General features: G+C 73.1%; 25 protein-coding genes. 14 read left to right on the top strand and 11 right to left on the bottom strand.

Annotation, left to right across the window (positions count from 1 at the left end):
* Nucleotides 1–57: 57 nt before the first annotated feature.
* Nucleotides 58–372 (top strand): hypothetical protein, encoded by a 315-nt coding sequence (locus tag BGP73_RS14250; RefSeq protein ID WP_069814706.1) that lies wholly within the window; start codon nt 58–60, stop codon nt 370–372.
* A 104-nt stretch (nt 373–476) separates the two neighbouring features.
* Here the strand turns inward: BGP73_RS14250 and hutH are convergent, their stop codons facing one another.
* The 5 genes from hutH to BGP73_RS14225 all read right to left on the bottom strand — a co-directional run bounded on the left by hutH (nt 477) and on the right by BGP73_RS14225 (nt 6,533).
* Complete coding sequence (gene hutH / locus BGP73_RS14245; protein WP_069814705.1) at nt 477–2,015, bottom strand: histidine ammonia-lyase; 1,539 nt, start codon at nt 2,013–2,015, stop codon at nt 477–479.
* A gap of 132 nt (nt 2,016–2,147) precedes the next feature.
* Nucleotides 2,148–3,263 (bottom strand): GGDEF domain-containing protein, encoded by a 1,116-nt coding sequence (locus BGP73_RS14240; RefSeq protein ID WP_069814821.1) that lies wholly within the window; start codon nt 3,261–3,263, stop codon nt 2,148–2,150.
* Nucleotides 3,264–3,480: 217 nt separating this feature from the next.
* Nucleotides 3,481–4,284: an enoyl-CoA hydratase/isomerase family protein gene (locus BGP73_RS14235; RefSeq protein WP_374701145.1), complete on the bottom strand. Its 804-nt coding sequence runs from the start codon at nt 4,282–4,284 to the stop codon at nt 3,481–3,483.
* A gap of 100 nt (nt 4,285–4,384) precedes the next feature.
* Nucleotides 4,385–5,539, bottom strand: a complete 1,155-nt coding sequence (locus BGP73_RS14230) for an adenylate/guanylate cyclase domain-containing protein (protein WP_069814703.1) — start codon at nt 5,537–5,539, stop codon at nt 4,385–4,387.
* Between the two features lie 121 nt (nt 5,540–5,660).
* On the bottom strand, nt 5,661–6,533 hold the full coding sequence (locus BGP73_RS14225; RefSeq protein ID WP_069814702.1) for a biotin--[acetyl-CoA-carboxylase] ligase: 873 nt from the start codon (nt 6,531–6,533) through the stop codon (nt 5,661–5,663).
* 188 nt (nt 6,534–6,721) lie between these two features.
* On the opposite strand from BGP73_RS14225, the gene BGP73_RS14220 reads away from it, so the two are divergent.
* The 3 genes from BGP73_RS14220 (at nt 6,722) to BGP73_RS14210 (ending at nt 9,253) form a co-directional block, all read left to right on the top strand.
* Nucleotides 6,722–8,332 (top strand): acyl-CoA carboxylase subunit beta, encoded by a 1,611-nt coding sequence (locus BGP73_RS14220; RefSeq protein ID WP_069814701.1) that lies wholly within the window; start codon nt 6,722–6,724, stop codon nt 8,330–8,332.
* A 33-nt stretch (nt 8,333–8,365) separates the two neighbouring features.
* Complete coding sequence (locus BGP73_RS14215) at nt 8,366–8,572, top strand: acyl-CoA carboxylase epsilon subunit (RefSeq protein ID WP_069814700.1); 207 nt, start codon at nt 8,366–8,368, stop codon at nt 8,570–8,572.
* A gap of 63 nt (nt 8,573–8,635) precedes the next feature.
* Nucleotides 8,636–9,253: a Maf family protein gene (locus tag BGP73_RS14210; RefSeq protein WP_069814699.1), complete on the top strand. Its 618-nt coding sequence runs from the start codon at nt 8,636–8,638 to the stop codon at nt 9,251–9,253.
* Nucleotides 9,254–9,286: 33 nt separating this feature from the next.
* Here the strand turns inward: BGP73_RS14210 and BGP73_RS14205 are convergent, their stop codons facing one another.
* Nucleotides 9,287–9,763, bottom strand: coding sequence for a hypothetical protein (locus BGP73_RS14205; RefSeq protein ID WP_212732813.1), 477 nt, complete (start codon nt 9,761–9,763; stop codon nt 9,287–9,289).
* A gap of 380 nt (nt 9,764–10,143) precedes the next feature.
* Here BGP73_RS14205 and BGP73_RS14200 point away from each other — a divergent pair, with 380 nt between their 5' ends.
* Together BGP73_RS14200 and BGP73_RS14195 are read left to right on the top strand one after the other, a co-directional pair.
* Nucleotides 10,144–11,916: an acetyl/propionyl/methylcrotonyl-CoA carboxylase subunit alpha gene (locus BGP73_RS14200; RefSeq protein ID WP_069814697.1), complete on the top strand. Its 1,773-nt coding sequence runs from the start codon at nt 10,144–10,146 to the stop codon at nt 11,914–11,916.
* 662 nt (nt 11,917–12,578) lie between these two features.
* Nucleotides 12,579–13,229: a TetR/AcrR family transcriptional regulator gene (locus tag BGP73_RS14195; RefSeq protein WP_069814696.1), complete on the top strand. Its 651-nt coding sequence runs from the start codon at nt 12,579–12,581 to the stop codon at nt 13,227–13,229.
* Here BGP73_RS14195 and BGP73_RS14190 read toward each other — a convergent pair.
* Together BGP73_RS14190 and BGP73_RS14185 are read right to left on the bottom strand one after the other, a co-directional pair.
* Complete coding sequence (locus BGP73_RS14190; RefSeq protein ID WP_069814695.1) at nt 13,188–14,141, bottom strand: DeoR/GlpR family DNA-binding transcription regulator; 954 nt, start codon at nt 14,139–14,141, stop codon at nt 13,188–13,190. The two genes, BGP73_RS14195 and BGP73_RS14190, sit on opposite strands and share 42 nt — an antisense overlap.
* 135 nt (nt 14,142–14,276) lie before the next feature.
* Nucleotides 14,277–15,725, bottom strand: a complete 1,449-nt coding sequence (locus BGP73_RS14185) for an NAD(P)H-quinone dehydrogenase (RefSeq protein WP_069814694.1) — start codon at nt 15,723–15,725, stop codon at nt 14,277–14,279.
* A 95-nt stretch (nt 15,726–15,820) separates the two neighbouring features.
* Here BGP73_RS14185 and BGP73_RS14180 point away from each other — a divergent pair, with 95 nt between their 5' ends.
* From BGP73_RS14180 to BGP73_RS14165, 4 genes are all read left to right on the top strand, one after another.
* Nucleotides 15,821–16,258 (top strand): gamma-glutamylcyclotransferase, encoded by a 438-nt coding sequence (locus BGP73_RS14180; RefSeq protein ID WP_069814693.1) that lies wholly within the window; start codon nt 15,821–15,823, stop codon nt 16,256–16,258.
* 190 nt (nt 16,259–16,448) lie between these two features.
* On the top strand, nt 16,449–17,264 hold the full coding sequence (locus BGP73_RS14175) for a purine-nucleoside phosphorylase (protein WP_069814692.1): 816 nt from the start codon (nt 16,449–16,451) through the stop codon (nt 17,262–17,264).
* Between the two features lie 159 nt (nt 17,265–17,423).
* Nucleotides 17,424–19,133, top strand: a complete 1,710-nt coding sequence (locus tag BGP73_RS14170; protein WP_069814691.1) for a phospho-sugar mutase — start codon at nt 17,424–17,426, stop codon at nt 19,131–19,133.
* Complete coding sequence (locus tag BGP73_RS14165) at nt 19,130–20,239, top strand: glycosyltransferase family 39 protein (protein ID WP_069814690.1); 1,110 nt, start codon at nt 19,130–19,132, stop codon at nt 20,237–20,239. The genes BGP73_RS14170 and BGP73_RS14165 overlap by 4 nt, the downstream gene beginning before the upstream one ends.
* 59 nt (nt 20,240–20,298) lie before the next feature.
* Here the strand turns inward: BGP73_RS14165 and BGP73_RS14160 are convergent, their stop codons facing one another.
* Nucleotides 20,299–20,925 (bottom strand): PH domain-containing protein, encoded by a 627-nt coding sequence (locus BGP73_RS14160; RefSeq protein ID WP_069814689.1) that lies wholly within the window; start codon nt 20,923–20,925, stop codon nt 20,299–20,301.
* Nucleotides 20,926–21,082: 157 nt separating this feature from the next.
* Here BGP73_RS14160 and deoC point away from each other — a divergent pair, with 157 nt between their 5' ends.
* Genes deoC through BGP73_RS14145 form a run of 3 tightly spaced genes read left to right on the top strand, consistent with a single transcriptional unit; the run spans nt 21,083 to nt 24,447 of the window.
* A complete protein-coding gene (gene deoC / locus BGP73_RS14155) occupies nt 21,083–22,084 on the top strand; it encodes a deoxyribose-phosphate aldolase (RefSeq protein ID WP_170837842.1) in 1,002 nt (333 codons plus the stop codon).
* A 24-nt stretch (nt 22,085–22,108) separates the two neighbouring features.
* Nucleotides 22,109–23,578, top strand: a complete 1,470-nt coding sequence (locus BGP73_RS14150; protein ID WP_069814688.1) for an aldehyde dehydrogenase family protein — start codon at nt 22,109–22,111, stop codon at nt 23,576–23,578.
* Nucleotides 23,579–23,592: 14 nt separating this feature from the next.
* The gene (locus BGP73_RS14145) at nt 23,593–24,447 is read left to right on the top strand and encodes an aldehyde dehydrogenase family protein (protein WP_244501207.1); all 855 of its coding nucleotides are present in this window, start codon (nt 23,593–23,595) and stop codon (nt 24,445–24,447) included.
* Between the two features lie 90 nt (nt 24,448–24,537).
* Here the strand turns inward: BGP73_RS14145 and BGP73_RS14140 are convergent, their stop codons facing one another.
* Nucleotides 24,538–24,975: a hypothetical protein gene (locus BGP73_RS14140; protein ID WP_069814818.1), complete on the bottom strand. Its 438-nt coding sequence runs from the start codon at nt 24,973–24,975 to the stop codon at nt 24,538–24,540.
* Between the two features lie 134 nt (nt 24,976–25,109).
* On the opposite strand from BGP73_RS14140, the gene BGP73_RS14135 reads away from it, so the two are divergent.
* Entirely contained in the window at nt 25,110–25,838 is a 729-nt protein-coding gene (locus tag BGP73_RS14135) for a uridine kinase family protein (RefSeq protein WP_244501191.1), read from the top strand.
* A 133-nt stretch (nt 25,839–25,971) separates the two neighbouring features.
* On the opposite strand, the gene BGP73_RS14130 is transcribed toward BGP73_RS14135, so the two are convergent.
* Entirely contained in the window at nt 25,972–26,721 is a 750-nt protein-coding gene (locus tag BGP73_RS14130; RefSeq protein WP_069814686.1) for a SigE family RNA polymerase sigma factor, read from the bottom strand.
* Nucleotides 26,722–26,789 lie beyond the last annotated feature (68 nt).

Raw genomic sequence — 26,789 nt, 5'->3', positions numbered from 1 at the left:
TGTTACTAACATCTGGTCCGACAGCCAATCCGCCTGCGCCACAAGGGGGTCCGGGACGTGTCCGCACGCCGACCACTGCTCACAGCCTCCGCCGCCGGGACCCTGCTGTGCGCACTGTGGTTCATGCCCTCCGCCAACGCCGCCCCGGAGCCGGCGGACGGCGGTTCCGCCGAGCGGCAGGAGCAGTCGGCCGAAACCGGGCCGGCGCCGTCCGACCCGCGGCCGGCCGCCGAGACCGACGGGGACCCCGTCCTGGCCAACACCGGCAGTATGAACACCACTCCGTACCTGCTCGGTGGTGCGGCGTTCCTCGGCTGCGGCGCCGGACTGGTCGCGCTGGCCGCGCGCCGGGCCCGCGAGACCGCCCGCTGAGGAGCGACCGCCCGGCCCGCCTCAGCGCGAGCCGGGTGCGCTGAGCACGGCGCGAGGACGAAGCCCCCGCGGGGCTCCCCGTCCGCCGGGCCGGGTGCGGGCCCTCAGGCGAGCGGTCCGGTCACCGACTCCGCCGCCGCCACCAGCCCTCCGGAGCTGACCAGCGCTTCCGCGGCCGCCAGGTCCGGGGCGAGGAAGCGGTCCGGCCCCGGCCCGCCGACCCCGGCCTCACGGGTGGCCGTGAGCACGGCCCGGGTGGCCGGCGCGGGGGTCAGACCCCGGCGCAGCTCGATCGCCCTGCTCGCGGCCACCAGCTCGATGGCGATGACCCGGGCCAGGTGGTCCAGGCCGGTACGGAGCTTCCGCGCCGCCGACCAGCCCATCGAGACGTGGTCCTCCTGCATCGCGGAGGACGGGATCGAGTCGACGGAGGCCGGGACGGCCAGCCGCTTCAACTCGCTGACCAGCGCGGCCTGGGTGTACTGGGCGATCATCAGCCCGGAGTCCACGCCCGGGTCGTCGGCGAGGAAGGGCGGCAGGCCGTGCGAGCGGTTCTTGTCCAGCAGCCGGTCGGTGCGGCGCTCGGCGATGGAGGCCAGGTCGGCGACGGCCACGGCCAGGAAGTCGAGGACGTAGGCCACGGGCGCGCCGTGGAAGTTGCCGTTGGACTCCACCCGGCCGTCGGGCAGGACGACCGGGTTGTCCACCGCGGCGGCCAGCTCCCGCTCCGCCACCAGGCGGGCGTGCGCGAGGGTGTCCCGGCCGGCGCCCGCGACCTGGGGCGCGCAGCGGACGGAGTAGGCGTCCTGGACCCGCGGCGCCTCGTCCAGGTGGTGCCCGGTGAGACCGGAACCGGCCAGCACCCGCAGCATGTTGTCGGCGCTGGCGGCCTGGCCGGGGTGCGGGCGGATGGCGTGCAGTTCCGGGGCGAGCACCCGGTCGGTGCCGAGCAGGGCCTCCAGCGAGAGCGCGGCGGTGATGTCGGCGGAGCTGATGAGTCGGCCGAGGTCGGCGCAGGCCATCAGCAGCATGCCGAGCATCCCGTCGGTGCCGTTGAGGAGCGCCAGCCCCTCCTTCTCCCGCAGTTCCACCGGCTCGATGCCGTGTACGGCGAGCAGTTCGCCGGCCGGGCGGACGGTGCCGTCCGGCCCCTCCGCCTCCCCTTCGCCGAGCAGGGTCAGCGCGCAGTGCGACAGCGGGGCGAGATCCCCCGAGCAGCCGAGGGAGCCGTACTCGTGGACGACCGGGGTGATCCCGGCGTTGAGGACGGCCGCGATCGTCTGGGCGACCTGCGGGCGCACCCCGGTGTGGCCGGAGGCCAGGGTCTTCAGGCGGAGGAACATCAGGGCCCGGACGACCTCGCGCTCCACACGGGGCCCGGTGCCCGCCGCGTGCGAGCGGACGATGTTGCGCTGGAGGCGGCCGCGGAGGTCCGGGTCGATATGGCGCACGGCGAGGGCACCGAAGCCGGTCGAGACGCCGTAGACCGGCTCGGGCTTGGCCGCGAGGGCGTCGATGACCTCGCGGGCGGCGGCGAGGGCGGTGAGGGCGGCCTCGGAGAGCTCCACCCGCGCTCCGTCGCGCGCCACGGCGACGACGTCCGCGGCCTGCAGACCGGTCGGCTCCACCACCACTGTTTGCATATTCATATTCACGGACCCTAGACACTGAATGGTTCTGCTGTCATCACTGGCACCCCGCCGGGATCCATCGCCGCCCCGCCGAGCCGGCGGCGGCAGTACCTCGACCGAGCCGCCGGGGCGCGCACCAGGGGCTCACTCCCGTCCCCGGAAACGGCGGCGCTCCCCGGGCGGCGGCGGTGCGGCGTCGGCCAACCGCACCACCGGGTCGTCCGGACCCTCCCGGCCGGCGACCACCGGTGACCTCGCCCCGGCCGCCTTCGCCCGGTACTGGGCGGCGTCCGCGAGGCGGAAGAGCCTGCGCGCCGACCGCACCGGCCCGATCGGCTCGTCCGTCGAGGCGACCCCGCAGGCCACCCCGTCGCCCAACTCCAGCGCCGCGGCCCGCTGGCAGAGCTCCTCGGCGGCCCGGATCACCTCCTCGACCGGCGGTCCCACCGCGAGCAGGCAGAACTCGTCACCGCCCAGCCGGGCGGCCAGCGCGTCCGAGAGCATCGCCCCGCACATCGAGAGCACCGAGCCGAAACGTTCCAGCAGCCGGTCGCCGACCGAGTGCCCCCAGGTGTCGTTGACGCGCTTGAGGCCGTTGACATCACAGACCACCAGGCTCACCACCACCGCCTCGGCCCGGTGCCGCTCCAGTGCGCAGTCCAGCTGGATGTCCACCGCCCGGCGGTTGGCGAGTCCGGTGAGCGGGTCGGTGAAGGCCAGTCGCCGGGCCTCGGCCAGCCGCTCGGTCTGTGCGATCCCGGCTGCCGCCACGGCGGCCAGCACGGTGGCGAACTCGGCGTCCGCCCGGTCGAAGACCGGCCGCCCCACCCTCCTGGCCACGTACAGCTCGCCCCAGGCCCGCCCGTGCAGCACCAGCGGTGCCACCACGCAGCAGCCGCGGCCGCGCCGGCGCAGCGCCGCGACCCGCTGGTGCCGGTAGGCGCCGTTCTCGTCCCCCCCGGCCGTCTCCACCCAGGCGCTCGGTTCCCCGCCGCCGGTCCAGCTCTGGTGGAGGAAGTCGGCGATCTCCGGGAAGTCCCGCACCGGGTACGACTCGTCCTCGGGGAACTCCTCCTCCCCCGGCGCCAGCTCTCCGACGTTGACGAGCACCCGCAGCCGGCCCAGTCCCCGCTCCCACTCCGAGACCGCCGCGAAGTCGCCGGACAACGCCCGGCAGGCGCCCAGCGCGGCGGCCCGCCCGGACTCCCGGGGGCTCTGTGCGGCCGCCATCGCCCGGGTCAGCGCCACCACGGCGGTCATCCGGGCGTCCTCGCCGTACCGGACCTGGCCTGCCACCTGGCACCTCGCAGCCCTCGCCGTGTGCACGTAAGTGAGCACAGCCTAAGGGCTGTCCCGTGTTCACCGGCGGGGACGCAAGGCCGGTTAGGGCCATTCGCGGCTCCGCCGAGTTGGCCGGGCCCCACTGGGGAGGCGGGGCCCGGCGAGGGCCTCGACGTCGAGGGGCGGAGTGCGGGATTCACTCCCCCGGCCAGTCCGGGGTCCGCTTCTCGTTGAACGCGGCAACCCCCTCGGCCCGGTCTCCGGAGAAGGCGACCGCCCGCCAGGCGGCGTCCTCCACCTCCAGACCGGTGGGCAGGTCCTTGCCGTGGCCCAGGCGCAACGCCCGTTTGGCGGCCCGCAGCCCCACCGGCGAGTTCGCCGCGATCCGCCCGGCGAGCGCCAGCGCCTCCGCGGTGTCCGCTCCCTCGCCGACCAGTACGTCGACCAGACCGAGCCCGGCCGCCTCCTCGGCGGGCACCCGGCGTGCGGTGAAGATCAGCTCCGCCGCGCGGGCCGCTCCGACCCGGCGGGGCAGCAGTTGGGTTCCGCCGCCGCCCGGGATCACCCCGACCGACACCTCGGGCAACCCGACCACGGCCGTACGGTCGGCGACGATCAGATCGCACGAGAGCGCGATCTCGAACCCGCCGCCCAGGGCGAAGCCGTGCACCGCGGCGACGGTCGGCATCGGCAGTTGCAGCACCCCGGTGTACGCGGCGCGCGCCTGCGGGCGCTGCCGGACGAGCTCGGCGTCGCTCAATGAGTTCCGCTCCTTCAGGTCGGCCCCCACGCAGAAGGCCCGCGGGTGGGTGGAGGTCACCACCACCGCGCGGACCGAGGGGTCGGCGCCGAGCGCGGCACAAGCCTCGGCGAGGCTCAACGCCATCCCGGTCGACACGGCGTTCATGGCCTTGGGCCGGTCCAGTACCAACTCGGCCACATGGCGCTCGGGCCGCCGCACCACGACCCACTCGCCGTACCGGTGCTCCGCATCGCTCACGCTCTTCGCCCTCCGTCGGATCGACAACCGTGCAGCGATCATGCCAACGCGACCGGGTCCGGCAAAGGGCACCGGCCCGGCCGGAGCGCGGCCGGGGCGCTCAGCCTCGGTGGGTGAGCAACCAGGGTTCGACCATGCCGAGGCCGCGCACCGGCCGCTGCCACATCGGCTGGAGCGCGAAGCGGTACGGGGTGGCGGGCCCCTCGCCCTCCTTCTCCGCCGCCGCGGCCTGGGCCTCGGACTCGGGCGCCTCGCCCGAACGCATCAGCTCTTCGGCGAAGGCCTCGTCGACGAGCACCGCGTTCCTCGGGGCGATGGAGGTGAGCCGGCTCGCCAGGTTGACCGTGGTGCCGAAGACATCCCCCATCCGGGTGGTCACGGTGCCGAAGGCGAGGCCCACCCGCAGCTCCGGCATGGTCTCGTCGTTGCTCATGGTCTCTATCAGCCGCAGCCCGATCTCGGCCGCGGTACCGGCGTCGTCGGCCGCGTACAGCACCTCGTCGCCGAGCGTCTTGATCAGCCGTCCGCCGCGCGCGGCCACCAGGTCGGCGGCGGTGGTCTCGAAGGCCTCCACCAGCTCGCCGAGCTCCTCCTCCTCCAGGCGGCGGGTCAGCCGGGTGAAGCCGACCAGGTCGGCGAAGCCGACCGCCAGCCGCCGGTCCACCATCTCCTCGTCGTCGGCCGCCTGCACCACCCGGCCGGTGGCGGCCGCCAACTGCCGCCGCCACACGTAGACCAGGAACTCCTCCAGCTCCGGCAGCAGCAGCTCCACCAGCGGATAGGCGACCTCGGTGCGGGTCATTCCCGGCTCGGGCGGCTCGGTCAGCCCCTCGAGGAAGGAGTCGATCTGCCACTCCGCGAGGCGCGCCGTGGTCTGGCCGGTGGACCGCGCCACCTGCACCGCCATCGGTTCGCTCAGCAGACCGGCCTCCACCAGCCCGGCGAGCCGCCGCAGCGCCAGCACGTCGGCCTCGGTCAGCGCCTTGGCCTGGCCGATGTCGGCGAAGCCCATGGCACGCCAGAAACGGGCGGCCAGCTCCATCGGGACGCCGGCGCTCCGGGCGGCCTGAAAGGGGGTGTAACGCCGCTCGGCGCCCAGGATCAGCTGCTCGATCCGGATCGCCAGTGGGTCGTCGTCCTCGGCGCCCGCCGCACCGGCCGGTTCCTCGCCGGCCGCGCCCGTTCTCCCGGGCCCGGGCGGTCCCGCCGGATCGGGGCGCGAGGACGCGCCGGAGCCAGAGTCTTCGACGGTCACTGGCCGCCCCCTGTCCGATCCCTGCGCACAACCCTTCCGATCACTTCTCGTCCCGCGGCTCCGGGCCGGAGCCGCGAGGTGGGCTCCGGTCGGCACAACGATACGGCAGGTGTGCCCTATCTCACTCTTCCGTGCCGGGGCGCAGGTGGACGATGTCGCCCGCGCCGACCGCCCGCCGTTCGCCGTCCGCGAGAGCCAACACGAGCTGCCCCGATCCGTCGATCGCCTCCGCCTCGCCCACCAGCGCGCGACCCGCGGGCAGCTCCGCTCTGACCGTCCTGCCGAGGGTGGCGCAGCCGGCCGCGTAGGCCTCCTGGAGCCGGCCGGCGGCGGGGTCCCCGTCGGCCGCCCGCCACTCCTGGTACCGCTGCTCCAGCGACCGCAGCACGGCCCTCAGCAGCGGGTCCCGGTCGAGGGAGCCGGCGCCGGCCAGCGCCAGCGACCCGGCGCTCGGCACCGGCAGCTCCTCGGCGCGGAGCGACACGTTCACCCCGATGCCGACGACCGCGGCGTCCCCGACCCGCTCGACGAGGATGCCGCCGGCCTTCCGCTCCTCCCCGTCCATCCGCAGCAGCAGGTCGTTGGGCCACTTCAGCGCGGTGTCCACCCCGGCGGTCCGGGAGAGGGCGGTGGCCGTCGCGACGCCCGCGAGCAGGGGCAGCCACCCCCAGCTTTCGACCGGCACCGAACCGGGCCGCAGCAGCACCGAGAAGAAGATCCCGGAGCGCGGCGGCGCCGACCACCTGCGGTCCAACCGGCCCCGGCCGGCGGTCTGCTCCTCGGCGATCAGCACGGCACCCTCGGGGGCGCCCTCCGCCGCCCGGCGCGCCAGATCGCCGTTGGTGGAACCGGTGGCCGGGACCACCTCCAGCGAACTCCAGAGCCCTTCCGGCCGCACCAGCGCGCGCCGCAGGGCCGGGGCGTTCAGCGGCGGGCGTTCCAGGTCGGACCAGGGGCCCGGCGGCGTCCCGGGCTGCTTCGACGGGGGTGTCATGGGACAACCCTATGGTTCACGGCGGAACGGGCATCCCGCGCACCCCGGCCGGGTACCCACGCAGGGGGACGGCCCGCCGGGAGTCCAGCACGCCGCGATGTGGTCAACGACGCACTGCCAGTGCGCAGTGGCGCCGATACGCTACGACTCGGTAGCCCCCACCCGAGGACGAGCAGGAGCCGCATCCCGTGTCCGAGCCGGAAATCGCCACCCCCGACCACCCGAGCAGCAGCCACACCACCGCCGGAAAGATCGCGGACCTACGGCGACGGCTCGGCGAGGCCACCCACGCCGGCTCCGCACGCGCGGTGGAGAAGCAGCACGCCAAGGGCAAGCTGACCGCTCGCGAACGCGTCGACCTGCTGCTGGACGAGGGCTCGTTCGTCGAGTTGGACGAGCTGGCCCGGCACCGGTCGACCAACTTCGGCATAGAGAAGAACCGTCCCTACGGCGACGGTGTGGTGACCGGCTACGGGACCGTGGACGGTCGCCCGGTCTGCGTCTACTCGCAGGACTTCACCGTCTTCGGCGGCGCGCTCGGCGAGGTCTACGGCGAGAAGATCGTCAAGGTGATGGACTTCGCCTTGAAGAACGGCTGTCCGATCATCGGCATCAACGACGGCGGCGGGGCGCGCATCCAGGAGGGCGTGGCAGCGCTCGGCCTCTTCGCGGAGATCTTCCGGCGAAACGTCCACGCCTCCGGGGTCGTCCCGCAGATCAGCCTGATCCTCGGCCCGTGTGCGGGGGGCGCGGTGTACTCCCCCGCCATCACCGACTTCACCGTGATGGCGGACCAGAGTTCGCACATGTTCATCACCGGCCCCGACGTCATCAAGACGGTCACCGGTGAGGACGTCGGCTTCGAGGAGCTCGGCGGCGCCCGGACGCACAACTCGACATCCGGTGTGGCCCACCACATGGCCGGCGACGAGAAGGACGCCATCGACTACGTCAAGTCCCTGCTCTCGTACCTCCCGTCGAACAACCTCAGCGAGCCTCCGGCCTTCCCCGAGGAGGCGGACCTGACGGTCTCGGAGGAGGACCTGGAGCTCGACTCGGTCATCCCGGACTCCCCGAACCAGCCGTACGACATGCACCGGGTCGTCGAACTCGTACTCGACGACGGCGAGTTCCTGGAGACCCAGGCGCTGTTCGCACCGAACATCATCACCGGGTTCGGCCGGGTCGAGGGCCATGCGGTCGGCATCGTCGGCAACCAGCCCATGCAGCTCGCCGGCTGTCTGGACATCGACGCCTCGGAGAAGGCCGCGCGTTTCGTCCGCACCTGCGACGCCTTCAACGTGCCGGTGCTGACCTTCGTGGACGTGCCGGGGTTCCTGCCCGGGGTGGACCAGGAGTACGGCGGCATCATCCGCCGGGGCGCGAAGCTGATCTACGCCTACGCCGAGGCGACCGTGCCGCTGATCACCGTCATCACCCGGAAGGCGTTCGGCGGCGCCTACGACGTCATGGGCTCCAAGCACCTCGGCGCCGACCTCAACCTCGCCTGGCCCACCGCCCAGGTGGCGGTGATGGGCGCGCAGGGCGCGGTGAACGTCCTGCACCGCCGCCGGATCGCCGCCGCCGGGACGCCGGAGGAACAGGAGGCGCTGCGGCAGGAGTTGATCGAGGAGTACGAGGAGACGCTGCTCAACCCGTACTCCGCCGCCGAGCGCGGCTACGTCGACTCGGTGATCGTGCCCGCGGAGACCCGCCGGCACATCGTCCGGGGGCTGCGCACCCTCCGCACCAAGCGGGAGGCGCTGCCGCCGAAGAAGCACGGGAACATCCCGCTGTAGGCCGCCGTGGATTCCGGGGAAAGGAGCCCGAGCGTGTTCAGGGTCGTACGGGGCAACCCGTCCGCAGAGGAGTTGGCCGCCGCACTCGCGGTGGTACGGGCCCGGGCGGCGGCGGCCTGGTCCAGCGCACCGGCGCCGCAACCGCTGGACGAGTGGGCGGACCCGGCGCGCAACGTGCCGCGCCGGGGGCTGCCGCATCCCGGCCCCAAGGCCTGGCGGAGCACCTACTGGCCGCGCTGAGGCACCGGCCGCCGCGCGGTGGTCGGTGGGCGGGTGGCCGGCGGGCTTCTATACGCTGACGGCATGCCGACCAGCCAGCCCGCCGCCCGCCGCAAGCTCGTCCTCGCCTCCGCCTCGCCGGCCCGCCTGGGCCTGCTCCGGCAGGCCGGCCTCACGCCCCAGGTGCTGGTGAGCGGTGTGGACGAGGACGCGCTCAGCGCGGACTCACCGGAGCAGCTGGCGCTGCTGCTGGCCGAGGCGAAGGCCGAAGCCGTGGCCGGGCGCCCGGAGGCCGCCGACGCGCTGGTGATCGGCTGCGACTCGGTGCTGGAACTGGACGGGCAGGCGCTGGGCAAGCCGCTGGACGCCGCGGAGGCCGAAGCGCGTTGGAAGTCCATGCGGGGGCGCTCCGGGGTGCTGCGCACCGGCCACTGCCTGATCGACACCGCCGACGGCCGGCGGGCCTCCGCGACCGCCTCCACCACCGTCCGCTTCGGTGAGCCCTCCGACGCCGAGGTCGCCGCGTACGTGGCCAGCGGCGAACCGCTGCACGTCGCCGGGGCGTTCACGCTGGACGGCCGCTCGGCGCCGTTCGTCGACGGGGTGGACGGCGACCCGGGCAACGTCATCGGGCTCTCGCTGCCGCTGCTGCGCCGACTGCTCGCCCAGGTGGGGACGGAGATCACCGCGCTGTGGAGCTGACCGGGCGGGCGGGCGCGACCTGAGCCGCCGCGCTCAGGCGGGGTCGGCCTCCGGGCCGACGGCGGGTGCGGGGGCCCTCGTGGACGTCCCGCGGTGCCGGCCGCCGGTGCGGCCGGGCAGCCGCTCGTCGTAGCCGACCAGCACCAGCACCAGAAGGGCCAGCACGACCATCATGAACCCGTAGACACCCCAACCGACCAGACTCGCCGTCAGCGCACCGAGCAGCCCGTGCAGCACCGCGCAGCCGATCAGGACCCACCGGCCGAGCCGGCTCGGTGCGCGGTCCCGCATCCCGGAGCGCAGCAGCAGGCCGGCGCAGAACAGCAGGAAGAGGCCGACGAGCCCGCCCAGCACCTTGGTCCCGAGGGAGGTCGCGTGCGGGTCGAGCCCCGCCAGGGACATCCGCTGCCGGTCCACCACCGCCCCGAGGACCCAGTGAATCGCCGCCATGCCCACGGCTTCCAGGATCAGGACGACCGCCGCCACCACGGCCACCGGTCTCCGTCCCACCGCTCCCACCTCGCTTCGACTGGTCGAGGCCAGCACAGAAGTCCACCCGGCAGGCTACTAGCGGGTAATCTCACCGACAAGAGGCTGGTCACCGGTTGCCGCCCCCGCGCAGGCCCGACCGGCAAACTTTCCGCCCTCGCTTCGTAGGGATTCCACAAAGAACGGCTGCTTCCGCACGGCTGCCCTGGGGCGGGCGCCAGACGGTGCCGACTTGTTGCCAAACAGCCGTCAAACCCGGCGTACCGTGGAGCCACAGAGACTTTCGACCCTGGGGTCAGGACCCGACCGACGCTCCGTGTGGGGAAGGTCACCACCGAGGACCGCTCGGCATGTCGTGTCGGCTGTCCCTAAACTCGCCTTGTTCCAAGGAGGGAGCCATCGTGCGCAAGGTGCTCATCGCCAACCGCGGCGAAATCGCTGTCCGCGTTGCCCGTGCGTGCCGAGATGCCGGAATCGCGAGCGTAGCGGTATACGCCGATCCGGACCGGGACGCTCTGCATGTCCGCGCGGCCGACGAGGCCTACGCACTGGGCGGCGACACACCGGCCGCCAGCTACCTGGACATGGCCAAGGTCCTCAAGGCCGCGGCCGACTCCGGTGCGGACGCGGTCCATCCGGGCTACGGCTTCCTCTCGGAGAACGCCGACTTCGCCCAGGCCGTGTTGGACGCCGGGCTGATCTGGATCGGGCCGCCGCCCCAGGCGATCCGCGACCTCGGCGACAAGGTGGCCGCCCGGCACATCGCCCAGCGGGCCGGCGCCCCGCTCGTCGCGGGAACCCCCGACCCGGTCAGTGGTGCGGACGAGGTCGTGGCCTTCGCCGAGGAACACGGCCTGCCCATCGCGATCAAGGCAGCCTTCGGCGGCGGGGGCCGCGGGCTCAAGGTCGCCCGCACCCTGGACGAGGTGCCCGAGCTGTACGACTCCGCGGTGCGCGAGGCGGTCGCCGCCTTCGGCCGCGGCGAGTGCTTCGTCGAGCGCTACCTGGACAAGCCGCGGCACGTCGAGACCCAGTGCCTGGCCGACCGCCACGGCAACGTCGTGGTCGTCTCCACCCGGGACTGCTCGCTCCAGCGCCGCCACCAGAAGCTCGTGGAGGAGGCCCCGGCACCGTTCCTGACGGCAGATCAGAACGCCGAGCTGTACGCCGCCTCCAAGGCCATCCTGAAGGAGGCCGGCTACGTCGGCGCGGGCACCGTGGAGTTCCTGGTCGGCGCCGACGGCACCATCTCCTTCCTGGAGGTCAACACCCGCCTCCAGGTGGAGCACCCGGTCACCGAGGAGGTCACCGGCATCGACCTGGTCCGCGAGATGTTCCGGATCGCCGACGGCGAGGAGCTCGGTTACGACGACCCCGCGGTCCGCGGTCACTCCTTCGAGTTCCGCATCAACGGCGAGGACCCGGGCCGGGGTTTCCTGCCCGCCCCGGGCACCGTCACCGCCTTCGCCGCTCCGAGCGGGCCGGGCGTGCGGCTGGACGCGGGTGTGGAGTCCGGCTCGGTCATCGGCCCGGCCTGGGACTCCCTGCTCGCCAAGCTGATCGTCACCGGCTCCAGCCGGGAGCAGGCCCTGCGGCGGGCGGCGCGGGCGCTGGCCGAGTTCCGCGTCGAGGGCATGGCCACCGCCATCCCCTTCCACCGCGCGGTGGTGGTCGACCCTGCCTTCGCACCGGAGCTGACCGGCTCCGAGGACCCCTTCACCGTCCACACCCGGTGGATCGAGACCGAGTTCGTCAACGAGATCCCGCCGTTCGCCCCGGCCGGGGCGGACGAGGACTCCGAGGCCGAGGCCCGGGAGACGGTCGTCGTCGAGGTGGGCGGCAAGCGCCTGGAGGTCTCCCTCCCCTCCTCCCTGGGGATGCCGCTGGCCCGCGCCGCGGTCGCCGGTGGCGCCCGGCCCAAGCGGCGGGCCGCGAAGAAGTCCGGTCCCGCCGCCTCCGGAGACGCCCTGGCCTCACCGATGCAGGGGACCATCGTCAAGGTGGCGGTCGAGGACGGCCAGCACGTGGAGGAGGGCGAACTCGTCGTCGTGCTGGAGGCGATGAAGATGGAGCAGCCGCTCAACGCCCACCGTTCCGGCACCGTCAAGGGCCTCTCCGCGGAGGTCGGCGCCTCGGTCACCTCCGGAGCCGTGATCTGCGAGATCAAGGACTGACAGGCCCAACCCGCGAGCCCTTCCGCTCACCGGGACCGCACCTCGGGACGCCCCGGCCGGACTCCTCCGGCCGGGGCGTCCCGGCGCCTGGAGTCCTACCCCGAAACCGGTCCCCGCCAGATGGCAAGACGATCACACGCCCGCTGCCGGCCGCCTATCCGCCCTTCTTCGTGCGCCTAGTGCCACGCGCGTCCTACGTCGACGCGAACAGCAGGCTCAGCGCCAGCCGGTCGGCGTCGCACGTCGCCGGCCCGGCCATCGGCGGCGTTCTGGTCCAGGTGCTGACGGCACCCGTCACCCTCCTCCTGGATGCCGTGACCTACGGCATACGGCTCCCGCCGGGGCCGTCGTCGGAGGGCTGCTCGCCACCCTCGTCGGGCTGAGGACGACCCTCCTCATCGCCGCTGTCGGCGGAGCCTTGTCGCTGCTCTGGTTGCTGCCCTCGTCGATACCCCGCGTCCGCTCCCTGACCGGGAACAGCACTGCCGGAGCAGCCGCCGGCACGGAGGACGACAACCATCCGGTACCGAGTTGACCCGGCGCCGGCCGCCGAGCCTTGCGCGCTCCTCCCCCGCCGAAGCGGCCGGAGCAGCGCCGATTCCGGGCCCGCCGTCCCCGGTGGCATGCTGGTAGTCACGGGCCGTGGAGAGTGAGGAGGGCCGATGACCACCGGAACAGCCCAGTCGTCCGAGCGGCCTCTGCGCGCCGACGCACGCCGCAACCACCAACGGCTGCTCACCGAGGCCCGTATCGCGTTCACCCGGTGCGGCACCGAAGTCGCCCTGGAAGAGGTGGCCCGCCGGGCCGGTGTCGGAGTGGGCACCCTCTACCGCCACTTCCCCAGCCGTCAGGCGCTGATGGCCGCCGTCTTCCAGGACGAGGTCGACTCCCTGCTGGCCCGCTCCGAGGAACTCCTCAAGGCCGACCGGCCCTGCCGGGCCCTGATCGACTGGCTGCGCGCGATCATCGGCCACACCAGCACCTACCGCGGTCTCTCCCTGGCCCTGATAGGCGCCGCGGACGACGAGGCCTCCGGACTCTCCCACTGCTGCCGCACCATGCACGCCGCGGGCGGCGCGCTGCTGGAGCGGGCCCAGCGCACCGGCGCGGTCCGTCCCGAGATCGACATCGACGACCTGATGCGGCTGACGAAGGCCATCGCCCTGGCCGTGGAGGAGACCCCCGAGGACCCCGGTGTGGCCGATCGGCTGCTGATGCTGGCCGTCACCGGGCTGCTCGTTGACCGCGGGCCGGGGCACCCGGCCCTTCGGTCATCTCCGGCGCAGGTCGGCGATCCGGCCACCGCCCGCTGACTGCTCGGTGAGAGCGGGGCCGCGCAGCGGCCCGCCGCCGGTGCCCGGCTGAGGGCCACGGCGCTGGCCGGGCAGCGGCACTTCCTCACCGGCCTGCGGCGGGGCCGCCCGTCGCTTCCGGGCGGCCTGCCCGGAGTCTCCGCCGGCCCGCCGGGCGGACACCGCCCCCGGCACCGCGACCGCGATCTCCACCCCCTGGTCGGCGAGCGCCCGCAACTCCTCGGCGGCCCGGTCGGCCTGCGCCGGCGGCTCGTCGGTGACCAGCCTGGTGATCGCCTCGGTCGGCACCGTCTGGAACATCGTGTCGGTACCGAGCTTGGTGTGGTCCGCGAGGACGACCACTTCAGCCGCGGCCTGGACCAGAGCCCGATCGACGCTGGCCGAGAGCATGTTGGAGGTGGACAGGCCGCGCTCCGCGGTGAGCCCGCTGCCGGAGAGGAAGGCGCGGGAGACCCGCAGCCCCTGGAGGGACTGCTCGGCTCCGCTACCGACCAGGGCGTGGTTGGAGCCGCGCAGGGTGCCGCCGGTCATGACGACCTCGACCCGGTTGGCGTGTGCCAGCGCCTGGGCCACCAGCAGCGAGTTGGTGACCACGGTCAGTCCCGGGACCCGGGCGAGCCGCCGGGCGAACTCCTGGGTGGTGGCCCCGGCCCCGACGACGATCGCCTCGCCCTCCTGGACCAGGCTGGCCGCGAGGTCGGCGATCGCCGTCTTCTCCGCGGTCGCTAAGTGGGTCTTCTTCGGAAAGCCCGACTCCCGGGTGAACCCCCCGGGCAGCACCGCACCACCGTGCCGACGGTCGAGCAGCCCCTCTGCCTCGAGCGCCCGCACATCCCGCCGTACGGTCACTTCCGAGGTCTGGACGACACGGGCGAGCTCACGGAGCGACACCGCTCCGTTCGCGCGCACCATTTCAAGGATCAGTTGGCGACGTTCTGCAGCGAACACAGAACAGACAGTAACCCTCTCGACCGTCTGGTTTCAGCGGTTTGCGCTGATTAACAGAAGTTGTTCGCGAAAGGGCCCGCGGAGTGCTATACGGGACGATCAGCTCTCGTTCTGGATCTTGCGAGTGTGGAGCTGCCTGGCCACCTCGGCGATCGATCCGGACAGCGAGGGGTAGACGGTGAAGGCGTTGGCGATCTGCTCCACCGTCAGTCGGTTGTCCACCGCCAGCGATATCGGGTGGATCAGCTCGCTCGCCCGCGGCGCCACCACCACACCCCCGACCACGATCCCCGTCCCCGGTCGGCAGAACATCTTCACGAACCCGTCTCGGATGCCCTGCATCTTGGCCCGCGGGTTCCGCGCCAGCGGCAGCTTCACCGCCCGGGCGTCGATCTTCCCGCCGTCGATGTCCGCCTGGCTGTAACCGACGGTGGCGATCTCCGGGTCGGTGAAGATGTTGGCGCAGACCGTACGCAGGTCGAGCGGGCTCACCGTGTCGCCCAGGTAGTGGTACATGGCGATCCGGCCCTGCATCGCGGCTACCGAGGCCAGCGCCAGCACCCCGGTGCAGTCACCCGCCGCGTAGATGCCCGGCGCGCTGGTGCGCGAGACCCGGTCGGTCTTGATGTGGCCGGACTCGCGGAGGACCACCCCGGCCTCCTCCAGGCCCATGTCGGCGGTGTTCGGGATCGACCCCACGGCCATCAGGCAGTGCGATCCGTTGATCACCCGCCCGTCGGACAGGGTCACCTCCACCCCGTCACCGGCGCGTTCCACCGCCGCGGCCCGGGAGCGCGCCATGACGTTCATCCCGCGCCGCCGGAAGACGTCCTCCAGCACCGCGGCGGCGTCCGGGTCCTCGCCGGGCAGCACCCGGTCCCGGCTGGAGACCAGGGTCACCCGGGAGCCCAACGCCTGGTAGGCGCCGGCGAACTCCGCGCCGGTCACCCCGGAGCCGACGACGATCAGCTCCTCCGGCAGCTCCTCCATGTCGTAGACCTGGGTCCAGTTGAGGATGCGTTCGCCATCGGGGAGCGCGTCCGGGATCTCCCGCGGGTGCGCCCCGGTGGACACCAGGATCGCGTCGGCGACCAGGGTCTCCTCAGAACCGTCCGCGGCCCGCGCGATCACCTGGCGGGAACCGTCCGGCGCCTGGTTCGGCGCCACCCGGCCGCGACCGCGCACCACCCGGCCCCCGGCCCGGATCACGGCGGACGAGATGTCGTGCGACTGGGCCAGCGCCAGCCGCTTGACCCGTCGGTTGACCTTCCCCAGATCCACCCCGACCACCCGGGCGCTCCGCTCCAGCGGCGGGGTGTCGTCCTCGACGATGATCCCCAGCTCCTCGTAGGAGGAGTCGAAGGTCGTCATCACCTCCGCCGTGGCGATGAGCGTCTTGGACGGCACGCAGTCGGTCAGCACCGACGCCCCGCCCAGACCGTCGCGGTCGACGACGGTCACCTCCGCGCCGAGCTGCGCGGCCACCAGCGCCGCCTCGTAGCCGCCTGGTCCGCCGCCGATGATCACGATCCGAGTCACGAGTCCCATTCTCTCACCCGCCACACCACGCGCCGGGGACCCCCTCGTCCCCCGTACGGCCGCGCCCAGGGGCCTGCCGGCCGGTCCTCCCGTACCCTCGTCCCATGTCGCTCTATGCCGCCTACGCCGGGAACCTCGACGCTCGGCTGATGTCCCGCCGCGCCCCGCACTCCCCGCTGCGCGGCACCGGCTGGCTGACGGAGTGGCGGCTCACCTTCGGCGGGGAGCAGATGGGCTGGGAGGGCGCGCTGGCCACCCTGGTCGAGTCGGCCGGCACACAGGTCTTCGTGGGGCTCTACGACATCGCGCCTATGGACGAGGACGCCATGGACCGCTGGGAGGGGGTCGGGCTGGGCATCTACCGCCGGACCCGGGTCCGGGTGCACACCCTGGAGGGCGACGTGGCCGCCTGGACATACGTGCTCAACGGCTACGAGGGCGGGCTGCCCTCCGCCCGCTACCTCGGGGAGATCGCCGACGCCGCGGAGTCGGCGGGCGCCCCGCACGACTACGTGATGGAGCTGCGCAAGCGCCCCTGCTGAGCGGCGCGTCCGCCGTCCGAACCAGCGGCCGGCGGCTCCGGACCACCTGCCTCCACCGTCCCCCTGCCGTCCTCCGGCGGGCTCGGCCGATCGCCGGCGCCACCTCGACGGGAGCCCGCCCCGGGAGAAAGGCGGGGCGAGACGGGGGTGCGCTCTACGCGCGTAGGCAAAGAGGGGTTACCCTCGTCCGGTGAATCCTTCTGCCGCACCGGGCATCCCCGGCACCCCCGACGCTGACGCTGCCGCCAACCGCCTCCGTGAGCTCACCGGTACCGCCAGCCACGACGTCGCCCTGGTCATGGGTTCCGGCTGGGTCCCCGCGACCGAGGCGCTGGGCACACCCGAACACGACCTGCCGGTCACCGACCTGCCCGGCTTCCCGCCCCCCGCGGTCGAAGGCCACGCCGGCAGGATCCGCTCCTACCCGATAGGCGACAAGCGCGCCCTCGTCTTCCTGGGCCGCACCCACTTCTACGAGGGCCACGGCGTGGCCGCCGTCGCCCACGGCGTCCGCACCGCGATCGCCGCCGGCTGCAAGACCATCGTGCTCACCAACGGCTGCGGCGGGCTCCGCCCCGGCATGCGGCCCGGCCAGCCGGTGCTGATCAGCGACCACATCAACCTCACCGGCTGCTCCCCGGTGGTCGGCGCCAACTTCGTCGACCTCACCGACCTCTACTCCCCGCGCCTCCGCGCGCTCTGCAAGGAGATCGACGGCAGCCTCGAAGAGGGCGTCTACGTGCAGTTCCCCGGCCCGCACTACGAGACGCCGGCGGAGATCAACATGGTGCGCGGCTGGGGCGCCGACCTGGTCGGCATGTCCACCGCGCTGGAGGCCATCGCGGCCCGCGAAGCAGGCGCCGAGGTGCTCGGCATCTCGCTGGTCACCAACCTCGCCGCCGGTATGACCGGGGAGCCGCTCAGCCACGAGGAGGTGCTCCAGGCCGGACGGGACTCCGCAGGCAGGATGGGCACCCTCCTCGCCCGGGTGCTGAGCCGAATCTGATCCGTATGGATCAACCGGTGCCGGCTGCCGGATAGTCGGGCCGTGAGCCGGGCAGAGGACGACCACGAGCCCACCACGTCCGGGCGGAGCGCACACGAACGGCGCGGAGCCGTGCCCTGCCGCGCCCGGTGCGCCCCCTCACCACACAGGAGCATCACCGTGCCGAGCGAAACAGCGGACCTGATCCGCCGGGCCCGCGTCTGGCTGGACGAGGACCCCGACCCGGAGACCCGCGCGGAGCTGGCCCGGCTCATCGAGGCCGACGACGCCGAGGCGCTCTCCGAACGCTTCGCCGGAACCCTGCGGTTCGGTACCGCCGGGCTCCGCGGCGAGCTCGGCGCGGGGCCGATGCGGATGAACCGCGCGGTGGTGATCCGCGCCGCCGCGGGTCTCGCCGGCTACCTCACCAAGCGGCCCGAAGGGGCCGGCGGCATGGTCGTCATCGGGTACGACGCCCGCTACCGCAGCTTCGACTTCGCACGGGACACCGCCTCGGTGCTGGCGGGGGCCGGCCTGCGCCCCGTGCTGCTCCCGCGCCCGCTGCCCACCCCCGTGCTCGCCTTCGCCATCCGCCACCTCGGCGCGGTCGCCGGGGTGGCCGTCACCGCCAGCCACAATCCCCCGCGGGACAACGGCTACAAGGTCTACCTCGGCGACGGTTCCCAGATCGTGCCGCCGGCGGACACCGGAATCGCCACGGAGATCGCCGCCGTCGGCCCGCTGTCCGGCGTACCGATGCCGGAGTCCGGCTGGGAGACCCTCGGCGAGGAGATCGTCGAGGCGTACCTGGCCCGCGCGGGCCAGGTACTCACCGCCGGCTCCCCGCGCGGCGTGGAGACCGTCTACACCCCGCTGCACGGAGTCGGCCGGGACACCCTGCTCGCGGCTTTCGCCCGGGCCGGGTTCCCCGCGCCGACCGTCGTACCGGAGCAGGGCGAACCTGACCCGGCCTTCCCCACGGTCGCCTTCCCCAACCCGGAGGAGCCGGGGGCGATGGACCTCGCCTTCGCCGCCGCCCGCAGCCGGGGCGAGGCCTCGGCCCCCGACATCGTCATCGCCAACGATCCGGACGCCGACCGGCTGGCGGTGGCCGTCCCCGACCCCTCGGCCGAGGGCGGCTGGCGCATGCTCCGCGGTGACGAGGTCGGCGCCCTGCTCGCCACCCACCTGGTCCACAAACGGGCCGGCGGCACCTTCGCGGCCAGCATCGTCTCCTCGTCCCTGCTGTCGCGCATCGCCGCCGCGGCGGACCTCCCCTACGACGAGACACTCACCGGCTTCAAGTGGCTGGCCCGGGTGGAGGGGCTGCGCTACGCCTATGAAGAGGCGCTCGGCTACTGCGTCGACCCCGAGGGGGTCCGCGACAAGGACGGCATCACCGCCGCGCTGCTCTTCGCCGAACTGACCGCCGAACTGAAGGCCACCGGCCGCACCGTGAGCGACCTGCTGGACGACATCGCCGTCGAGTACGGGCTGCACGCCACCGACCAGCTCTCCGTCCGGGTCGAGGACCTCGCGGAGATCACCGCCGCCATGCGGCGGCTGCGTCAGGAGCCGCCGATCACCCTCGCCGGCCTCTCCGTGGTCTCGGCCGAGGACCTCACCCACGGCACCGACCGGCTGCCACCCACCGACGGCCTGCGGTACACGCTGGGCGAGGACACCGGTCGCTCCGGTCCTGGGGCCGAGCACAGCGTCCGGCAGGCGAGGGTAGTCGTCCGTCCCAGCGGCACCGAGCCGAAGCTCAAGTGCTACCTGGAGGTCGTCGTCCCCGTCGCCTCGGGTACCGAGTTGGCCGAGGCCCGGCAGACCGCGGCCCGGGCGCTCCAGGCTCTGCGGAGGGACCTGGGTCGGGCCCTCCGGCTGTGAACCCGGCCCGCGCCCACCACCTCCGGCCCGCTCCGGCGCTCCTCGGCTACCTCGCCGTACGGCTGCTCGCCGTCGCGGTCCTGGGGGTCTGGGCAGCGCGGAGCGGGCACGGGCTCTGGACCGAGCTCACCGGCCGGTGGGACTCCCTCTGGTACCGGTCGATCGCCACCGGCGGCTACGACACGGCGGCGGCCGTCGGTGACGGCTACACCAACCTGGCGTTCTTCCCGCTCTACCCCGGCCTGACCCGCTTCGCCGATCAGCTCCTCCCCGGGTCCGCGGCGGGCGCGGGCCTGGCCGTGTCCGTCCTCGCCTCGCTCCTCGCCGCCTGGGGGATCTTCGCGGTGGGCGAGCTGCTCTACGGGCGCCGGGCGGGCGTCGTACTCACCCTGCTGTGGGCCGTCGGACCGGTCGCCGTCATCCAGTGGACGAACTACACCGAGTCGCTGTTCACGGCGCTGGCCGCCTGGGCGCTCTACGCGGTGCTGACGGGGCGGTGGCTCTGGGCCGGGGTACTGGCGCTGCTGGGCGGGCTGACCCGGCCGACCGGCATCGCCATCGCGGCCGCCGTCTCGGTGACCGCCGTTCTCGCGGTCCTCCGGCGCCGGGCGGGTCGGCGGGCCGCCGTGGCCGCCGTCATCGCACCGTTGGGCTGGGTCGGGTTCATCGGCTGGGTGGGCTGGCGCGTGGGGCGGTGGGACGGCTACTTCTCGGTGCAGCGCGCCTGGTCGAGCCAGTGGGACTTCGGGGCGAAGACCGCGCGGTCCGCGTGGGCCTCCCTCACCGGGGCCGGCCCCTCGGCCTACCTGATCGTGGTGACCGCCGTCCTCGTCCTCTCACTGGTGCTCTACGCGCTCTCCCTGGCGCAGCGGCAGCCGTTGCCGCTGCTCGTCTTCAGTGGGGTCCTGCTGCTGCTCGTGCTGGGCGACGGCGGTTACTACGCCCCCCGGGCGCGCTTCCTGATGCCCGCCTTCCCGCTGCTGCTGCCGCTCGCCACGGCCGTCGCCGCACGGCCGCGGGCGGCGGCGCTGGCCATCGCCCCGGCGGCCCTGGGCTCGGCGGCCCTCGGCGGGTACCTGATGTTCGTCTACCCCGGGGCGCCCTGAACCGCCTCCCCAGGGGCGCCGCGCGCCCTCCGGCGCGACGCGCGGCCGGCGGCCGGCCGTCAGATCACGGCGAGGACCACGAACAACACCAGACCCACCACGCTCGGCACGATCACCTCGTAGGACCACCGCACCTCGGGCTGCCCCTGGGCCGCCTCGTCTGACCGGTGCCGCTCGGCCAGCTCGCGCAACTCGGCCACCGCCTGGTCCGCCGGGGCGCGGCGAGCGGCGTCGGTGACGTCCGGGCTGACGGAGGTGCGGTTGGAGAAGTCCTCCACCGCGGCCCGGGCCGCCTTGCGCGAGGCCTTCTTACGGGCCCTCAGCGACACCGGGATGGACCAGAGCTGGTACTTGTCGCTGTCGGTGAAGACCTCGCTGGTGTAGCTCGCCCGGACGTCCTCGACCGCCCCCCAGGGGAGCGTGATGACCCGGAAGGGGTTCCGGATCCGGAGCCGTTCCGCTCCGGCGAAGACCGCGGGCCGCAGGGTGAAAGCGATCAGCAGCGGCACCACGCACAGCAGGCCGGCCAGCGCCAGCCAGGGCACCCGCCCGGTGCCGCGCACCACCGCGTCCCCACCCAGCCAGCCGGCCAGCACAAGCAGCGCCACCCCGCCCACCAGGGCGGACGGCGAGCGGTAGACGCGGTCGTCGTAGGTCGGCTCGGGGGAGTTGTCGGGGCTCGTCATGGGGCCGATTCTGCCCGACCTCCGAAGACCGCGACGTTGCGGTCCGGCATCGATCGGGGCCCGCGCCGGAGAGCCGGGGCCGCCCCGGCGGCTACCATGAGAGCGGTACGGGGGGATGACAGCTTGCTACGCGCGTAGATACACTCCCAAGGTGACCATGCCCACTGTTCCCGCATACGGCAGCGAAGCCGCCGAGCGCCTGGCGTCCATGGCGGACGTGACCGCCTCGGACGCCGCGCTGCGCCGCTTCCTGCACGGCCTGCCGGGCGTCGACGCGGTCGGTCTGCAAGCCCGTGCAGCCGCCCTCGGCACTCGCTCGATCAAGACCACGGCGAAGGCCTACGCCATCGACCTGGCGATCTCGATGATCGACCTGACGACCCTGGAGGGCGCGGACACCCCGGGCAAGGTCCGGGCACTCTGCGCCAAGGGCGTCCACCCCGACCCGGGCGACCGCTCCGTACCCAGGGTCGCCGCCATCTGCGTCTATCCGGACATGGTGGCCACCGCCAAGGAGGCCCTCGCCGCAGCCGGCGGGGCCGACGTCCAGGTGGCCTCCGTCGCGACCGCCTTCCCGGCCGGCCGAGCGGCCCTTCCGGTCAAGCTCGCCGACACCCGGGACGCCGTCGCCGCGGGCGCCGACGAGATCGACATGGTCATCGACCGCGGTGCCTTCCTCGCCGGCCGCTACCTCTCGGTCTTCGAGGAGATCAGGCAGGTCAAGGCGGCCTGCCGACGGCCGGACGGCAGCACCGCGCACCTGAAGGTGATCTTCGAGACCGGCGAGCTCCAGACCTACGACAACGTCCGCCGGGCCTCCTGGCTGGCGATGCTGGCCGGCGCCGACTTCATCAAGACCTCCACGGGCAAGGTCGCGGTCAACGCCACCCCGCCGGTCACCCTGCTCATGCTGGAGGCGGTGCGCGACTTCCACCAGAGCCTGGGGGTGCGTGTCGGGGTCAAGCCCGCCGGCGGCATCCGCACCTCCAAGGACGCGATCAAGTACCTGGTCATGGTCAACGAGACGCTGGGCGACGGCTGGCTGACCCCCGACTGGTTCCGGTTCGGCGCGTCCAGCCTCCTCAACGACCTCCTCATGCAGCGCCAGAAGCTGAGCACCGGGCGCTACTCCGGTCCCGACTACACGACGGTGGACTGACGCCCGATGAGCCAAACGAATCAGATGAGCACCGACAAACAGGCATTCGAGTACGCCCCGGCGCCCGAGTCGCGGTCGATCGTCGACATCGCCCCCTCCTACGGGCTGTTCATCGACGGCGAGTTCCGGGAGGCGGCGGGCGGGCAGGTCTTCAAGACCGTCTCACCCGCCTCCGAGGAGGTGCTCGCCGAGGTCGCCCTGGCCGACGCCGAGGACGTGGACGCCGCCGTCCGCGCGGCCCGGAAGGCCTTCACCAGCTGGTCGGCGCTGCCCGGCGCGGAACGCGCCAAGTACCTCTTCCGGATCGCCCGGATCATCCAGGAGCGCTCCCGCGAGCTCGCGGTCCTGGAGTCGCTGGACAACGGCAAGCCGATCCGCGAGTCGCGGGACTCCGACCTCCCGCTGGTGGCGGCCCACTTCTTCTACTACGCGGGCTGGGCCGACAAGCTCTCCTACGCGGGCTACGGCCGCGATCCGCGACCGCTGGGTGTGGCCGGGCAGATCATCCCCTGGAACTTCCCACTGCTGATGCTCGCCTGGAAGATCGCCCCGGCGCTCGCCACCGGCAACACCGTGGTGCTCAAGCCCGCCGAGACCACTCCGCTCTCAGCGCTCTTCTTCGCGGACATCTGCCGTCAGGCCGGGCTCCCCCGCGGTGTCGTCAACATCATCACCGGAGCCGGCGCCACCGGTTCCCAGTTGGTGGAGCACGAGGGCATCGACAAGATCGCCTTCACCGGTTCGACCGGGGTGGGGAAGAGCATCGCCCGGGCGGTCGCCGGCACCGACAAGCGGATCACCCTCGAACTGGGCGGCAAGGCGGCGAACATCGTCTTCGACGACGCCCCCCTGGACCAGGCCGTCGAGGGCGTCGTCAACGGCATCTTCTTCAACCAGGGGCACGTCTGCTGCGCCGGTTCCCGACTGCTGGTGCAGGAGTCGGTGGCCGAGGAGTTGCTGGACTCCCTCAAGCGGCGGATGGCCACCCTGCGCGTGGGTGACCCCCTGGACAAGAACACCGACATCGGTGCCATCAACTCGCCGGAGCAGCTGGCCCGGATCCGGGCGCTGGCGGAGGCGGGCGAGGCCGAGGGCGCCGAGCGCTGGTCCCCGGCGTGCGAACTGCCGTCCACCGGCTACTGGTTCGCGCCCACCCTCTTCACCGGTGTGACCCAGGCGCACCGGATCGCCCGGGAGGAGATCTTCGGCCCGGTGCTCTCCGTGCTGACCTTCCGCACCCCGGCGGAGGCGGTGGAGAAGGCCAACAACACCCCGTACGGGCTGTCGGCCGGTGTCTGGACGGAGAAGGGCTCACGCATCCTGTGGATGGCGGACCAGCTCCGGGCCGGCATCGTCTGGGCCAACACCTTCAACAAGTTCGACCCGGCCTCGCCGTTCGGCGGCTACAAGGAGTCGGGCTTCGGGCGCGAGGGCGGCCGCCACGGTCTGGAGCCCTACCTCGCCCCGGCGAGCCGAGAGGCGGCCGAGAAGTGACTGCGAACGACCGTTTGAGTGTGCTGAAGACCTACAAGCTCTTCGTCGGAGGGAAGTTTCCTCGCTCCGAGAGCGGACGGGTGTACGAGGTGAGCGACAGCAAGGGCAGGTGGCTCGCCAACGCGCCGCTGTCCTCCCGCAAGGACGCCCGGGACGCCGTCCGCGCCGCCCGCAAGGCGTTCGGGGGCTGGTCGGGGGCGACCGCGTACAACCGCGGCCAGATCCTCTACCGGGTCGCCGAGATGCTGGAGGGGCGCCGCGAGCAGTTCACGGCCGAGGTCGCCGACGCCGAGGGGCTGTCGAAGGCCAAGGCGTCCGCGCAGGTGGCGGCCGCCGTCGACCGCTGGGTGTGGTACGCGGGCTGGTCGGACAAGCTCGCGCAGATCGCCGGCTCGGCCAACCCTGTCTCCGGCCCGTTCTTCAACCTCTCAACCCCCGAACCGACCGGCGTGGTGGCGCTGCTGGCACCGCAGCGTTCGTCCTTCCTCGGGTTGGTCTCCGTCCTCGCACCGGCGATCGTCACCGGCAACTCGGTGGTGCTGGTCGCCTCCGAGAGCTCTCCGCTGCCGGCGCTCTCGCTGGCGGAGGTGCTGGCCACCTCGGACGTGCCGGGCGGGGTCGTCAACGTGCTCTCGGGCCGGACGGCGGAGGTGGCGGCGCCGCTCGCCGCCCACCAGGACGTGAACGCGATCGACCTGGCCGGGGCCGCTGAGGACGCCGAGCTGGCCAAGGAGTTGGAGACGGCGGCGGCGGACAACCTCAAACGGGTGCTGCGCCCCTCCGCCACCGACTGGTCCGCCGACCCGGGCACCGAGCGGATGCTGGCCTTCCTGGAGACGAAGACCGTCTGGCACCCGCTGGGGATCTGAGCGGCGGACGCGAGCCGGTGCGGGGGCGGCCCGACCCAGGGCCGCCCCCGCACCGGTGTCTCACCGCGGTCGCCGACGCGGCGACCCGGGTCAGCCCGGCAGCAGCCCGGCCACCGACTTCACCAGCGGCAGTTCGTCGACCGCGGCGCCGTCGGCCAGCGGCTGGGTGACGAGTTGGGTGCCCACCGCGGGGAGGTCGGCCACCTGGGTGCCGACGGAGTTGCTGAGCGGGTCAACTCCGGTACCGGCGAGCGGATTGGGCCGCAGGTGCTTGACCGGACCGAGGGCACCGCCCAGCACGTGCGGCAGCGCCCCCGTCACCGTGCTCGTCGGATCGTTCAGCATCGCGCCGTCCAGTTCGCCCACCGGCGTCCGGATCGGTTCCGCCGCGGTCGCGGCGGGCTCGGCGGTCGCCGCGCTGGCGGCCCCCGCCGTGCCGAGCGCGGCCCCGGTCGCGGCCACGAACAGCCCCGCGCGCAGGAGCGCTCGGGGGAACTTCGATGCCTTGGGTCGAGCGTGGGAGGGCATGTTGTCCACCTGCCGTCGGTTTGCTGGCTCATCGTGTTCGGACGGACACGGATCGTAGCCGAGGCCGGCGGGGCAAATCCAATGCCGTACCCAGCGGGTCAAAACCCCTCGGGGATGCCCGACAATGGTTTCCCGTGAGTTCCCAACGCTCCCCCCTCGTCATCCTCCTGGCCGGCCCATCCGGCTCCGGCAAGTCATCTCTCGCCGAGCGGACCGGGCTTCCCGTGCTCCACCTGGACGACTTCTACAAGGACGGTGACGACCCGACCCTCCCGGAGCTGCCGGACGGCTCCGGCGCGGACTGGGACTCGGCCCGCTCTTGGGACGCGGAGGCGGCCGTCGAGGCCATCGAGACCCTCTGCCGCGCCGGCCGGGCGACCGTTCCCCGCTACGACATCTCCGTCAGTTCCCGGATCGGGGAAGAACTTCTCGACCTCGGCCGCGCACCGGTGTTCGTGGCCGAGGGCATCTTCGCCGCCGACATCGTCGACGCCTGCCGGGAACGCGGGCTGCTCGCGGACGCCCTGTGCCTGCGCGGGCGTCCGTCCACCACCTTCCGCCGGCGGCTGCTGCGCGACCTGCGGGAGGGACGCAAGTCCGTCCCGGTGCTGCTGCGGCGCGGCTGGCGGCTGATGCGCTCGGAGCCGGGCATCGTGGCCCGGCAGACCGCGCTGGGGGCCCGCCCCTGCGGCAAGCGGGAAGCTCTCGCACGGATAGCGGCCGCCCGCCCCGCCGACGCCCCCACGGCGATCCCCGGCCCCCGGAGCGGGCTGCGGGAAGGCGGTCGCCCGGTGGAAACCGCGGACGGCGGCCGGGACAGCCGTGCCGAGCGGGCCGGAGGCTCGGTACCGGCCGACGCCTGAGGCGCCCGGAACCGGTACGCCCGCACGGCGAGAGCGGGATCGAACAGACCCCCCCGGCCGTTCGATCCCGCTCTTCCCCCCGTGCGCCGCCCCCGACGGCGCCCCCCGTTGCCTCCCCCGTCCCCCCGGACCTTCAGGCGACCAGTTCGCCGAAGGACTCCTCCCGGTCACGGCCGCGGCTGAGCACCTCGTCGTCGCGCAGCCTGCGCAGCGAACGCCAGATGCTGCTCTTGACCGTTCCGACGCTCATATTGAGAATGTCCGCGATCTCCGGGTCCGTACGTCCCTCGTAGTAGCGCAACACCAGCATGGTGCGCTGGAGTTCGGGTAGCCGGGCCAGCGCCTGCCAGAGCACGGCGCGCAGTTCCGTGCCGCGCATCGCGTCCTGGTCGCCGGCTGTCTCCGGCAGCTCCTCGGTGGGGTACTCGCTGAGTTTCCGCCGCCGCCAGGCGCTGATGTGGAGGTTGGTCATGGTGCGCCGCAGATAGCCGCCGACCGCCGCCTTGTCGCTGATCCGCTCCCACGCCCGGTAGGTGGAGAACAACGCGCTCTGCAGCAGGTCCTCGGCCTCGAATCGGTCCCCGGTCAGGTGGTAGGCGGTCGCGTACAGGGAGGCGCGACGCTCCCTGACATAGGCGGTGAACTCCGCCTCGGTCAGGCTGCCCCGCTCCTCCCGGTACGCACCTCCCCCGTGCCCCCCGGCCTTTCCGCCCTTCCCCTCCGCCACCGCGTCAATCGCCACCACGTAGGGCTGGCGCTGACGCCCGGTGCCGCGAGCGCACCCCCGCCCGCTCACGGCACCGGACTTCTCCGGGCTCCGCCCCGTCGAGCAGGGGCGCACATGAAGAACTGCGCTGGTCTTGCCGGTGTGCAGTGTGTTCATCCCGCGCCCCCGTCGCTGGAGCCTGTCGCCTAGCTCTCCGGACCCCTGTCCATCCGGTGCGATACAGA

Source organism: Streptomyces sp. TP-A0874 (assembly GCF_001748085.1).
In the GTDB taxonomy this organism is placed as follows: Bacteria; Actinomycetota; Actinomycetes; order Streptomycetales; family Streptomycetaceae; genus Streptomyces.
The sequence above is the reverse complement of the archived record's forward strand: the minus strand, read 5'-3'. Positions and strand labels throughout refer to the sequence as shown.